Annotated in this window: 11 protein-coding genes and 2 pseudogenes; 8 read left to right on the forward strand and 5 right to left on the reverse strand. The window is 48.4% G+C overall.

Annotated features, from left to right (window positions below; all coding sequences use genetic code 11):
- Window positions 1-38: 38 nt before the first annotated feature.
- From KHX94_RS13160 to KHX94_RS13170, 3 genes are read right to left on the reverse strand one after another with little or no spacing between them, the layout of a single operon-like run.
- A complete protein-coding gene (locus tag KHX94_RS13160; RefSeq protein WP_213681001.1) occupies window positions 39-830 on the reverse strand; it encodes a formyltransferase family protein in 792 nt (263 codons plus the stop codon).
- A complete protein-coding gene (locus KHX94_RS13165) occupies window positions 827-1,252 on the reverse strand; it encodes a winged helix-turn-helix domain-containing protein (protein ID WP_425314015.1) in 426 nt (141 codons plus the stop codon). Before KHX94_RS13165 ends, KHX94_RS13160 begins: the two co-directional genes overlap by 4 nt.
- Window positions 1,177-2,166 (reverse strand): DUF4910 domain-containing protein, encoded by a 990-nt coding sequence (locus KHX94_RS13170; protein ID WP_213681003.1) that lies wholly within the window; start codon window positions 2,164-2,166, stop codon window positions 1,177-1,179. The genes KHX94_RS13165 and KHX94_RS13170 overlap by 76 nt, the downstream gene beginning before the upstream one ends.
- A 659-nt stretch (window positions 2,167-2,825) precedes the next feature.
- Between KHX94_RS13170 and frdA the strand changes: the two genes are divergently transcribed.
- The 7 genes from frdA (at window position 2,826) to KHX94_RS13200 (ending at window position 8,577) form a co-directional block, all read left to right on the forward strand.
- On the forward strand, window positions 2,826-4,601 hold the full coding sequence (frdA, locus tag KHX94_RS13175; RefSeq protein ID WP_213681004.1) for a fumarate reductase (quinol) flavoprotein subunit: 1,776 nt from the start codon (window positions 2,826-2,828) through the stop codon (window positions 4,599-4,601).
- Window positions 4,601-5,335, forward strand: a complete 735-nt coding sequence (locus tag KHX94_RS13180; RefSeq protein WP_213681005.1) for a succinate dehydrogenase/fumarate reductase iron-sulfur subunit — start codon at window positions 4,601-4,603, stop codon at window positions 5,333-5,335. Before frdA ends, KHX94_RS13180 begins: the two co-directional genes overlap by 1 nt.
- 1 nt (window position 5,336) lies before the next feature.
- Window positions 5,337-5,720 (forward strand): fumarate reductase subunit FrdC, encoded by a 384-nt coding sequence (gene frdC / locus KHX94_RS13185; protein WP_213681006.1) that lies wholly within the window; start codon window positions 5,337-5,339, stop codon window positions 5,718-5,720.
- A gap of 13 nt (window positions 5,721-5,733) precedes the next feature.
- Window positions 5,734-6,099 (forward strand): fumarate reductase subunit FrdD, encoded by a 366-nt coding sequence (frdD, locus tag KHX94_RS13190; protein ID WP_213681007.1) that lies wholly within the window; start codon window positions 5,734-5,736, stop codon window positions 6,097-6,099.
- Between the two features lie 147 nt (window positions 6,100-6,246).
- Window positions 6,247-7,245 (forward strand): sensor histidine kinase, encoded by a 999-nt coding sequence (locus KHX94_RS20580; RefSeq protein WP_244859148.1) that lies wholly within the window; start codon window positions 6,247-6,249, stop codon window positions 7,243-7,245.
- Window positions 7,215-7,910, forward strand: a complete 696-nt coding sequence (locus KHX94_RS20585; protein ID WP_244859149.1) for a sensor histidine kinase — start codon at window positions 7,215-7,217, stop codon at window positions 7,908-7,910. The genes KHX94_RS20580 and KHX94_RS20585 overlap by 31 nt, the downstream gene beginning before the upstream one ends.
- On the forward strand, window positions 7,879-8,577 hold the full coding sequence (locus KHX94_RS13200) for a response regulator (protein ID WP_244859150.1): 699 nt from the start codon (window positions 7,879-7,881) through the stop codon (window positions 8,575-8,577). The genes KHX94_RS20585 and KHX94_RS13200 overlap by 32 nt, the downstream gene beginning before the upstream one ends.
- A gap of 137 nt (window positions 8,578-8,714) precedes the next feature.
- Here the strand turns inward: KHX94_RS13200 and KHX94_RS13205 are convergent.
- Both KHX94_RS13205 and KHX94_RS13210 read right to left on the reverse strand, forming a co-directional pair.
- A pseudogene (locus KHX94_RS13205) lies at window positions 8,715-10,220 on the reverse strand (fumarate hydratase).
- Window positions 10,221-10,284: 64 nt separating this feature from the next.
- A complete protein-coding gene (locus KHX94_RS13210; RefSeq protein ID WP_213681008.1) occupies window positions 10,285-11,688 on the reverse strand; it encodes an anion permease in 1,404 nt (467 codons plus the stop codon).
- A gap of 515 nt (window positions 11,689-12,203) precedes the next feature.
- On the opposite strand from KHX94_RS13210, the pseudogene KHX94_RS13215 reads away from it, so the two are divergent.
- Window positions 12,204-13,056, forward strand: a pseudogene (locus KHX94_RS13215) (IS5 family transposase).
- The last annotated feature ends 106 nt before the right edge of the window (window positions 13,057-13,162 follow it).

Consider the following 13,162-nt stretch of genomic DNA (forward strand, 5'->3'; position numbering starts at 1 on the left):
CTATGACAATCACTTACCAACGACTGAATTGTACTAACTCAGAACTGCCTGAATACGTTCGGTTCTTTGTGGAGTAGTTTCCCATCCAGATAGGCATCTACAATGCGATCTTGGTAAACGTCATAAATCATTGGCAGATGATGTGGTTGCCATTGGCTGGAGCGCCAAAGCATGCCAGAACTAGACTGCGGTGCGAAAGCAATGCTTTCTTGTGCGATAGCCAGTTCAGCCAAACGCGGTAAATCATCCCCTAATGCCATCACCGCTCTTGCCGCCAACATGTGCAGCGTGTCACCTCTGACGAGCGGCGCTAAACATTGATGGATAATGTTTCCGGCATCAAGTTGCTCCGACAATTGGTGTACTGTCATGCCTGTCATTTGCGGTTCTAACAGATAACTCGGCCAAAAATGTGTGATTGCGCCTTTGTACCACGGAGACAAACCTCCATGACAGTTCCATTTATGTTTGGGCGCTGCATTCAGTAATTGGGAACTGAGCTTATGACAACCGTAAGATATCAGTAAAGCTGTGGCATGTTTGCTAACGATATCAATCACTGCTTGGCTGTTGAGTTCGCTAGCCTGGATCTTGAGTGTTGCCACTTCGGGCCATTCTGCCGTACCAAAAAACTGTGATTCAATCCGTTCTCGCTCACTAAAATGGAACGTGAATAAAGCGGCTAAATGCTCGTCCAGATTCGCCGGTGGTTGCGGGGTAAACTGTTCGCGCTCTTCGATTATCAAAAAAGACAGCTTGCCGGTTTTAGCCAGACAACGTGCAATGAAAGCGTGACGGGGATGGTTGCCGCAGATAAACACTATGCTCATAACGTTCTTCCTGAATTAAAACTAACCAATTGATGAACCTCTAATTTCTCAATTACTTCTTGTAGCGCACTTAATGGTAAATTGAGTTTGTCGGCTATCTCTATCATAGTGGTCTTGCCATCTGAATCGCTCAGAATCGTAAGGATGGCGTTGAGTTCTTGGCGCCCATCTAACAGACTGTCACTCGAGGTTTTACGGTTAAGTGGCGAGTTCATATTGGGATACAGACCTCTCTTCCCCAACTGCGGTTCACCAAATGGCCTTAGGTTAAGTGCTTTCCCGGCAATTTCGATATCTAACAACAGCTTTTCCAGTTGATCGATGGAATCCACAACTGCCTCTATCGTCATAAACTGTTTATCGTCCAGCGATGTATGGTAGCCCTGATAACTTCCATATGCGGTTCTGGCAACTTGGCCCATCGGCAGGTTAAAACCTGGAGCACAGTATTGGCGTTCGTCAGACCCCCTAACGGCGTGAAGGGGATCATCTCCCATGCGTCCCGCTCGGCGAGTCTTTTGATGTATTGATCAAACAGTGAATCAGCTCTTTTACTGGCTTTATACCTAAGCTTGGTGGCTGGCCCACCTAAACAGGTTAGGATTAATCCGGCTTCCAAATGTTGTTTGAGATGTTGGTAATGCTCCGACAGGAAACATAGTGAGCCAATCGTTTCTGGGTTTAATACAAAACGGTAACTAAATCTCCGTTTGGGCCACTTCAGCAATCTTCGGTACAGGCCAAGTAATACAAGCGGCCCGCTGAGTTCATTGTTCGCTAAAGACGGATGACATAAGTAGCTGCTTAATAGAATTTCCCGTTCACTGTCGCCTTGTAAGAGCGTCTGGGCGAACGGAACCCCACCATCTTCTTTAAAACAACTCTCTATTTTTACTCGATAGTGACCCGGCATGAGCGCTTGCCGTTGTTTATGTGACAAGCAAAATCCCCATGTCCGATTGTAATAGCTGGTGACATAGGGAATGGCATCAGGTAATGCGGGCAACGAATGTAAAAATGGCTGAAGTTCCTCTAAAGCGATTTCGGTATCTACGGGTTCTGAGTAGTTAACCACGTGCAGATTGTTTTTACCGGCGTCACATATCAATTGACCATCAGGGCCCCATAACTTAGCGCTAGTAAAGTGCCATTCAGGTGGCGTGACCCAGTCGAAAACCGGTGTACCAGAGGGAATTTTCGTTACAGATAAAGGCATGAACTGGCCAAGATACGCGAGTGACTTCTCCAGTCCCGGCCCGGTGATAGAACGACAAATGGGAAAAAGATCATCAAAAACCCTTTCTAAAAATACGTGTTCGTTTTCTGGATCTTGCATTCGACCACTCTTTGAAAAATGTAGAAACACTCATAGGGTGCGAGCATATCACAGGCACCGCTGTCATTTGCATGAGATAACGGCTGGATTTTAGGATTCTTACAATTTAAATTCATGAGGTTATCTAGAGATTAATACCATGCTTGCTGCTGGAAAACTGAGTATTAACCTTGCTGGCGCTGGGATATGGCACTCAGGTGGTTGTCATGCGTACGAATCCATCAGTTAACGGGTTGCAATCAGATTCGGTGAGCAACTTCACCTTGCTGTCGAGTGATGCATTATTGTTTTGTTGGTTTTTAGCCTATGGGTGACGAGATTAAATATTGTGATGTTGTGTGCCATATAGTGAAGTCGGCCCCACTTGATATGGCGTTTATACTTCTGCTAATACCCTGAAAATTGAATAGTAAATTAATAACTCATTGTTATATATGGTTATTAAATATGTTGTTAAAGGATCTATAAGTTACAAAAGTGCTTCTTAGTTTCGATTGAATCTACCCCCGCTTTCCTATTTTTCGCCGTTGTTATACTCGCCTCGAATTTAATCAGAACAGCAATGTTACTGGGAAACTACCTGAATAAGTTTCGGCAATTCGGCTAAATCAGCAGCCGCTTTGACGCACAGATTTTTAATTCCTGCTGGAGGGGTGATTTTGAAAACTATAACCACTGATGTGGCGGTTGTCGGAGCGGGTGGTGCCGGTCTTCGTGCAGCAATCGCCGCGGCAGAAGCCAACCCTGAACTGAATATCGCTCTGATATCTAAAGTTTACCCAATGCGTTCTCACACTGTCGCAGCCGAAGGTGGCTCTGCCGCCGTTATCAAAGAAGAAGACAGTCTCGATAACCACTTCAATGACACTGTGTCTGGTGGCGATTGGTTGTGCGAACAGGACGTGGTGGAATATTTCGTCGAAAATGCGACTCGCGAAATGACCCAATTAGAGCTGTGGGGCTGCCCTTGGAGCCGCAAACCTAACGGTGAAGTAAACGTGCGCCGTTTCGGTGGGATGAAAATCGAGCGTACCTGGTTTGCGGCCGATAAAACCGGTTTTCATATGTTACACACGTTGTTTCAGACCTCTATGAAGTACCAGAGTATCGTCCGTTATGACGAATACTTCGTGCTGGATCTGGTAGTGATTAACAATGAAGTTCAAGGGGTCATCGCCCTGTCTATTGCCGAAGGCGAACTGGTGTGCTTCAAAGCAAAATCGGTGATCTTGGCCACCGGTGGTGCGGGGCGGGTTTATCACTTCAATACCAACGGTGGCATCGTGACGGGTGACGGCATGGCCATTGCCTATCGTCACGGCGTAGCACTGCGGGATATGGAGTTTGTGCAATACCACCCAACCGGTCTGCCAGGCACCGGCATTCTGATGACCGAAGGTTGCCGTGGTGAAGGCGGTATCATGGTCAACAAGAATGGCTACCGTTACTTGCAGGATTACGGCCTCGGCCCGGAAACGCCAGTCGGTCATCCGAAAAACAAATACATGGAACTGGGTCCTCGTGACAAGGTTTCTCAGGCGTTCTGGCATGAACAGCAAAAAGGCAACACCATCAAGCATCCGCTGGGTGATGTCGTGCATCTGGATCTGCGCCATCTGGGGGCGGATTACCTCAAAGAACGTCTGCCCTTCATCTGTGAACTGGCCAAAGCCTATGTGAACGTTGACCCGGTTAAAGAACCTATCCCTATTCGCCCAACTGCACATTACACCATGGGTGGCTTAGAAACAGACCGCAACACGGAAACCAGTATCAAAGGTTTGTTCGCGGTTGGTGAATGTTCCTCTGTGGGGCTACACGGTGCTAACCGGTTGGGTTCTAACTCGCTAGCTGAGCTGGTGGTCTTTGGTCGGCTTGCCGGTGAAACCGCCGCACAGCGTGCCGCCGAGTTCCAGGGCTGGGATTTCCAAGCCATTGAACAACAGGCTGAAGCGGCCGAAGCCCGCGTTAATGCCTTGCTGGAGCAGAAAGGTACTGAAAACTGGTCAGATATCCGCACTGACATGTGTAAGAGCATGGAAGCCGGCTGTGGTATCTACCGCGATGAAGCAGGTATGCAAGCCACCGTCGACAAGTTGGCCGAGCTGCATGAACGCTATAAGTGCATTCAGGTAACCGATAAGAGCAAGGTGTTCAACACCGATCTGCTGTACGCCATTGAAGTGGGCTTTGGTCTGGATGTGGCAACGGCGATGGCCCATTCCGCGATTCAACGTCGTGAATCTCGTGGTGCGCATCAGCGTCTCGACGCCGGCTGCACTGAACGTAATGACCAGGATTTCCTGAAACATTCACTGGCGTTCTATCAAGACAGCAAAGTGCCCGCCATCAAATATGGCGACGTGAAAATCACCAAGTCTCAACCTAAAGCTCGCCTGTATGGTGATGCCGCTAAACAACAGGAGAAAGCGTAATGGATAAGCTGCAAACAGTTAACGTCCTTCGCTACGATCCCGCGAAAGATGAACAACCCTATCTGGAGACCTTTAAGGTACCGGCCAACGACACCACCTCAGTACAGGATGCGCTGGCCTACATTAAGGACAATCTGGATAAATCCTTGTCTTACCGCTGGTCTTGCCGTATGGCGATCTGTGGTTCTTGCGGGGTGATGGTCAATAATGTTCCCAAGCTGGCTTGCAAGACTTTCCTGCGTGATTATCCAGAAGGTCTGACGTTGGAACCACTGGCAAACTTTGCCATTGAGAAAGATTTGGTGGTGGATAAAACCCCGTTCCTCGAACGTCTGGAAGCGATCAAGCCATACATTATCGGTAACGATCGTAAGCCAGAAGATGGCCCTAACCTGCAAACACCAGCACAGATGGCGAAATACAAACAGTTCGCTGGTTGTATCAACTGCGGTTTGTGTTATGCCGCTTGTCCGCAATTTGGTCTGAACCCTGAGTTTATCGGCCCAGCCGCCTTGACGTTAGCGCGCCGTTATAACTTGGATAGCCGTGATCACGGCAAAGCCGAACGGATGAAGCTCATTAACGGCAAAGACGGTGCCTGGGGTTGTACTTTCGTGGGTTATTGCTCTGAAGTTTGTCCCAAACACGTTGACCCGGCCTCTGCCGTAAACCAGAGCAAGGTAGAGTCCTCTAAGGACTTCCTGATCGCCATGCTGAGACCACAGGAGGCTTAACATGCAAAACCGTAAACCTTATGTCCGGCCTATTCCGCGTACCTGGTTTGCCGAAAACAACTTTTTCAGCTGGTACATGGTACGTGAATTAACCATTGTGCCGTTGATCATTTTCACCCTGAATTTGACCGCCGGGTTGTTTGCGTTGGTATCAGGTCAGAGTGCGTTCAATACCTGGGTGGCATTCTCATCGCATCCGCTGATGCTGATTATCAACGTCTTAGCACTGTTGGGTGCGTTATATCATGCCAAGACTTTCTTCAGCATGATGCCGAAAGTGCTGCCCATCAAAGTGGGTGATAAAAAGGTCTCGGACCATACTGTTGTGGCCGTTCAATGGTTATTGGTGCTGGTGCTCTCTGTTGCCATCCTGGCATTGGTGTAAGAGGAACAAGATTATGATGAATTATGCGCCTAAACGTTCTGATGAACCGATTTGGTGGGGCTTGTTCGGTGCTGGTGGCACCTGGTTTGCTATCCTGACGCCAGTCACTGTGTTGTTGATGGGCATTTTGCTGCCGCTGCATGGTTTGGGGCTTATCGATCTGAGCTACGACAAACTGGTCAATTTGGTCAGTTCGCCTGTTGGAGCCATTTTCACGGTACTGACACTAGCGCTGCCCATGTGGCATGCCATGCACCGGGTGCATCACGGACTACATGACTTGCAAGTTCATGTGGGAGCTGTTGGCAAATATGCCTGTTATGTGGTTGCCGCCGTGGTAACTCTGTTAGCTGTAATTTGGGTGGCTATGCTGGCTTAATTACCGTTACCAGTTCAGGGTGCCAAAGCGGCGGGATCATCCATTTCGTCACTGCGGCACCCTTGTTTGTTTATAAAATCCGGGGCTTACATTATGCTTACAGCAACAGATGTGTTACGGCTTATTCCAGACGTTACAGGATGATTTATGGCTGTATTCCCGCGTTTTCACTTCCGTAAGCCGATGAATTTCAAGAAGCATTTCATCACTAGTATCTTGCTGGCAATGGCATGGATCATCACCATTATGGCGATAATGGTGTTCCAGTTGTTGAAATCCACCCATGATGAAAGCCTGAAACAGCGCGGGCTGGAAATGGCCAGTATCTTGGCGCGAGATCCAGTAGTCATAGAAGCGGTGGAGCGTGCGAACCGGGAGCCCGGGGTTTCTATCCGTTCTTACATTGAAAATTTACGGGCCGAAACCGAAGTATCTTTTATTGTGGTAGTTAACAAGGATGCTATCCGCTTAAGCCATCCGGCAGCCCCCAAAGTGGGTAAGAAATTCGTTGGCGATGATATTAAACCCGTACTGAAACAAGGAATTAAACAAAGCACTTATGCTGTGGGATCGTTAGGATTAGCCATCCGCAGTTTTGCGCCAGTGATGGTTAACGGTCAAGTAGTCGGGGCGGTTTGTGTCGGTATTCTGAAAGGGGAAGTCAGCCACCTGTTTATCGAGCGGCATGCCCATCTGTTATTGCTGGTGCTGCTGGTATTGATTATTACCGTGGTGCTGATTGTGGTGGTACTGTCCAAATTGAAACGCACCATGCAGGATCTGGAACCCGAACTGGTGGTTAATCGCCTGATGGAGCATGACCGCATCTTTAACGCCATCCGCGATCCCATTATCTCCATCGATAATCATTTTTTGATAACCGCCATCAACGATATCGCCACCAAAATTCTGGCAATGGGCAGTATGGGCAAGCAGGATTACCTTGGTCAGCCCTTGTCTCGTTTTTCGTCCGCCTTGGACAAGATTGCCAAAGCTGGGCATGGACAGGCGTATTCCGGCAATTTACGTCTGGGAAAACTGGATTACCGAGTGTGTATCTATCCGTTGCAGGCCGCGCAGGAACAGCATGGTTATGTGATTTTTTCCTCGCGGATATGGAACTCAACGATCTCAGGAAAGAGCTGATTTATTATAAAAACTACGCCGAATTACTGCGCAGTAAAACTCATGAATATTCTAATAAACTCAATGTGTTATCCGGAATGTTGCAGCTCAAACACTATGATGACGCGATAGAGTTCATCGATCGTGAAAGCAAAGGTCATCAGCACATTATTGGCAACTTGGTGCGTTCGATTCAGAACAGTCTAGTGGCGTCGCTGTTGCTTGCTAAATACAACAAAGCGGCAGAGATAGGCATCAAGTATGAACTAGACGATGACAATATCCTGCAAGATTACAGTAAGCTGGTGTCAGAAAAACTGGCGACCATACTGGGTAATCTCATCGATAACGCGATCCTCGCTGCTTGGAATAATCGGCAGAATGTGCCGCCAGCGGTACATGTCTATGTTAGCGATCGCAGTCAACATGTTATTCTTGAAGTACAGGATACCGGCGCTGGTGTTGCATCGGAACTCGCTGATAATATTCTCGATTTTGGTGTTACCAGTAAAGCGGAACAGGAGCAGACAGGCGTGGGTTTATACTTAGTTAACGAACTGGTAAAACAGTTTCGTGGCAGTATTGACTGGGAACGCACTGAGGATAATGCCACCTTGTTCTCCATCTACCTAGATAAGAGTGAAATCAAGCGCTATGAAGCAGAAAGTCACTACCATGATTATTGAGGACGATTCCCGGGCCAGTTATGCTCTAGAATCGACTATTAACCAGCACTCGGATTTTGAGGTGGTAGCCGTCAGCGAAACCTGCGCCGATGCACTGATGCACTATGAACTTTATAAGCCACAACTGGTATTTGTGGATATTACCTTGCCCGATGGCAACGGTATTGATGTGATCCAACAACTGCGCCGTGATGGTGCTAACTGTTATTTCATCATGACCACAGCGGAACGCGATGCGTCAACCGTGGAGCAGGCAGTACAACTGGGGATCAGCGATTATCTGGTAAAACCGCTGCGGATGTCGCGGGTGCGGCAAGCGCTGGATGATTACAAGTTGTATCGGCAGAAACTCGCCACTCATGAAACTGTGGATCAAGGCGCCATCGATCAGATCCTAGGAAAACGCAGTTCTACGCCGGTTCGACGTACGCCCAAGGGCATTGATGTCACCACCCTCGATAGTCTGAAGAAAATCCTCAAAGAGGAAAAACTCACGGATTTCTCCGTGGATGACATGAGCGAGCGCATGAATGTCAGCCGTATCACGGTGCGCCGTTATCTGGAATATCTGGAGTCGGAAGGCGTGGTGAAAATGGTGCTCAATTATAAGACCGGTGGTCGGCCGCGGCGGTTATATCAGCTGACAGATATCAATCTGCTGGATTGATGGTTTAAGTCGGGTTGCTGTGGTGCGTATCGCATCCGCCATATAAAAAGACGGCCTGTATTCCATTACAGGCCGTCCTTTTTTGCTAGTCGCCGCAGTTCAGGAACACATAAAAGTGACGGCGGATGAAGACCTTATTAGGCATTCATTTCAGCAATTTTAATTTTCCAGATTTCTGGACCAGTTTGATGGACGTTGTTACCTTCACTGTCCACGGCTACGGTGACTGGCATATCTTCGACATCAAATTCGTAGATAGCTTCCATCCCTAAGTCAGCAAACGCAACGGTACGCGCGGCTTTAATAGCTTTGGCGACCAGATACGCAGCACCACCGACGGCCATCAGATATACCGCCTTATTCTTCTTGATAGATGCTACTGTCGCCGGGCCACGTTCAGCTTTACCGATCATGCCCATCAGGCCAGCCTGTTCCAGCATCATGTCAGAGAACTTGTCCATGCGGGTAGAGGTTGTTGGGCCCGCAGGGCCAACCACTTCATCACCAACGGCATCAACAGGGCCAACGTAGTAAATAAAGCGATTTTGGAAATCTACTGGGAAAGATTCGCCTTTTGCCAGCATGTCCTGAATACGTTTATGGGCAGCGTCACGACCAGTAAGAATCTTGCCTGACAGCAGCACGGTTTCACCGGCTTTCCATGCAGCAACATCTTCTTTTTCAGTTCGTTAACGTTAACTCGGCGTACGTTGTTACCCACTTCCCAGGTCACTTCTGGCCAGTCTGCCAGTTTTGGCGGTGTCAGTGTGGCAGGGCCGTTGCCGTCCAGGGTGAAATGCACATGGCGGGTGGCGGCGCAGTTAGGAATGATGCACACTGGCTTGGACGCCGCGTGAGTTGGCGCGGTCTTGATTTTCACGTCGACGACGGTAGTCACACCACCCAGACCCTGAGCACCAATACCGAGTTTGTTGACGCGGTCAAAGATGTCCAGACGCAGTTTTTCTTCAGCAGTTTCGGCACCTTTCTCCTGCAATTCCTGAATATCAACCGGTTCCATCAGCGCTTCTTTGGCCATCAGCGCGGCTTTTTCGGCAGTACCACCGATACCAATCCCCAGCATACCTGGAGGACACCAGCCGGCACCCATCAGCGGTACGGTTTTTCTACCCAAGCGGCGATATCATCAGAGGGATTCAGCATCGCCATTTTAGTTTTGTTTTCAGAACCACCGCCTTTGGCGGCGATCATGATGTCAACTTTATCACCCGCAACCATTTCCACATGCACTACCGCTGGCGCGTTAGTTTTGGTGTTTTTACGGGCGCCCGCTGGATCAGCAACAACAGACTGACGCAGTGGGTTAATGGTGCTGTTATAGGCACGTTTGGTGCCCTCATCGACCATCTGTTGAACGGTCATATCGCTGTCCCATTGGACATTCATACCGATCTTCACGAAACAGGTCACAATACCGGTATCCTGACAGATTGGACGATGACCTTCGGCCGCCATACGCGAGTTGATCAGGATCTGCGCAATGGCATCTTTAGCCGCCTGGTTTTTTCCGCGTAGTAGGCTTTCTCCATAGCTTTGACGAAATCCAGCGGATGGTAGTAAGAGATATATTGCAGTGCGTCTTCGATACTATCGATGAAGTCCGCTTTTTTGATAATAGTCATGGCGTTCCCTTTGCTGTTATCAATGAAATACGGGCGTTAGCTCTTCAGTAACGCCCGTTGGTGATTAATAAAGACCGATTACTTTCCACCAGATCCCGCCGACAACGGCCCAGATGACCAGTTGCAGCAGTCCCATGATGAAGCCCAAGCCCCACCATTTAGGCAGTGATACGTGGCCTGCACCGAACAGAATTGGTGCGGGGCCAGTACCGTAGTGAGTGACGCCGCCCATCAGGTTAGAAATTACCCCGAAGATAATGGCTGCCATCACGCCAGGTGCGCCCATCTGCACGGCAACTGCCAGAAATACTGAGTACAGGGCGGCAACATGCGCAGTGGAAGAGGCGAAAGCGTAGTGGATGTAGTAGTAAAGCAGTGCCAATGCCAGCAGCGCTACCGGCCAGTCGAGCCCGGTGAGGTTAGCGGCGATACTGCTGCCGAACCACTTGATGAGCCCCAGTTTATTGAGGAAGGTGGCCATCATTACCAGCGCTGAGAACCAAGTTAATGTGTTCCAGGCACCTTTCTCTTTCAATACGTCATCCCAGGTCAACACGTTGGCATTCACCAGCAGTACTAAACCGATCATAGCGGCAGTGGTGCCATGCAGGCCAAAAGAGGGGCCGGCGATCCACAGTGCTATCAAGGCGATGAAAGTACCGAGTGTTACCCACTCAGACATCTTCATCTTGCCCATCTCGGCCAGCGCTTTTGCGGCAATCTGTGGCGCTTGTGGTGTGGCGGTGATCGAAGGTTTGTTCAGCATATAGGCGAACAGTGGCATTAGCAGCAGACCAACAAGACCGGGAACAATGGCGGCTAAGGCCCATTGACCCCAACTGATGTCGATACCCATATCGGCCGCGAGTTTTGCTGCCAGCGGGTTAGCTGCCATCCCGGTCAGGAACATAGCGCCAGTAATGGTGGTGCCATGGAATACAGTCGTCATCAGGAAGCTGCCAAGCTTGCCAGAAGTACCATCTTCGGCGCGGGAACCGTAAGCATCAGCCACTGAATTTGCCAGTGGGAAGACAATGCCGCCGGTACGGGCGGTATTGGATGGAATAGCTGGTGCCAGAATAAAATCTGTCATCAATAAGCCATAGGACAGGGTCAAGGTACGTTTCCCCATCAGGCGCATAAAGATGTAACCGATGCGGGCCCCAAGTCCGCTCTTAATGAACGCTCTGGAAATAAAGAACGCCATTACAATCAGCCAAATAGTGGTATTAGAGAAGCCTGTCATCGCTTCTTTAATGGATAAGGTTCCAGTGACGGCGGTAGCTGTGATACCGCAGATAGCCACGGCCCCCATGGGAATAGGTTCTAGGATCAGTCCCAGCACAGTGGCAATGAAGATCGCCAACAGATGCCAGGCCTTAGGATCAACACTGGCAGGCGCAGGCGTCAGCCAGATACCAACGGCTACAACCAGGATTATTAGCCATGAGATGATTTTTTTATTCATGGTAAGCACCAATTTTAATTAATAGGATTATTGCGTTTAACTTGGTAAAAATTACTTTTGTCGTGGGTTATTACCTGAGTTACGGGAATAACATTAACTGAAAACCAAATTAAAATTGGCGAGGGGAATTCATATGTAACTTTGTTTGTTTTTTGCCTTTTAACTCGTTTTGTAACTTATAAAAGCTTATGTAAGATATTATTTTTAAATTGTAATTATATGATAAATATATAATTTAAATTGTGCGGTTATTTTTTGGTGAAGTATCTATTGGTTAGTAATTACATTTTTTTAAAATTATATATTACTTATATTAATATGGGTATTTATGGCAGCTAATATTTGACGGACATCCTATCGAATGCTCATTTTTGATAATTATATGGCGTTGTTGACTAAATCCTTTTGAACCATTTCAGCCAACAGTGATCAGATCTTTCAGTACAGACTGACAGAGAGGCATCATGGGTAAAGCTAAGCACCGCATCACTCACTAACCTGAGTACAACCAGAGTTTGCACAATCGCGGCTCATTAACCTTTGGGATTGATATGAAGCAGCCATCAAAGGCTGGCTATGCCATCAGCATCATGGTGGTCAGGGACGCGGCTTTCAGTTTACTGACCAAGCGATTGAGCCGCTCTGATGCTGAAAAGCGTTTTTAGCTTGTCGCTGCGAGCCACTGAAGGGTTTATTAATTCCTTGTTTCAATTAATGGATGTTCCCTTGGCTTCACCGGACTATAGCTGCATCAGCAAGCGAGCTAAACTAAAACCGTCAACATGGCTTATCGCTTGCCAAGCTGTGGCACTGTTGCCCATGTTGTTATCGATGCCACAGCCCTTAAGGTCTTTGGCGAAGGCGAGTGGGAACCCCGTAAGCATGGCAAAGAAAAGCGCCGGGCCATCGATGCAAAGACTCATGCCATTATTGCGGCAGAAGTTAGCCTCGAAAGCGTGGCCGACAATGAAGTGCTGGGCACCTTACTCAAGCCACTTCGCCGTCACATCGAACAAGTGTCTGCCGATGGCGTGTATGACACCAAAGCTTGCCATAAGCTACTCAAAAATAGATGCATAAAGGCAGTAATACCCCCGAGGTCGAATACAAGGTACTGGTCCGAAGGGGCATATCCGCAATGAAGCTGTTGATGCACTGAAAGCAGGTTGTCTATCGGAGTGGAAGCAGCAACATGAGTACGGGAAAAGGTCACTGGCAGAAACCGCGATGTACCGTTACAAGCAACTGATAAGCCCGAAACTGAGTCTGCAAGATTACAATGCCCAGGTTGGCGAAGCCTTGGCTGGCGTAAAGGCAATGAACAAAATGCTGAGCCTGGGTATGCCTTCTCGGGGAGTAAGTCGTTAAACCGTGCAATGGCTTGGGACTGTTGCAACTCGTGCAATTATTTGATCAACAACGCTGTTTTGTATATGTAATTGTTTCAAAATGTAATAATTGAAAATCAATTAAA

This window comes from Shewanella dokdonensis (assembly GCF_018394335.1).
In the GTDB taxonomy this organism is placed as follows: Bacteria; Pseudomonadota; Gammaproteobacteria; order Enterobacterales; family Shewanellaceae; genus Shewanella; species Shewanella dokdonensis.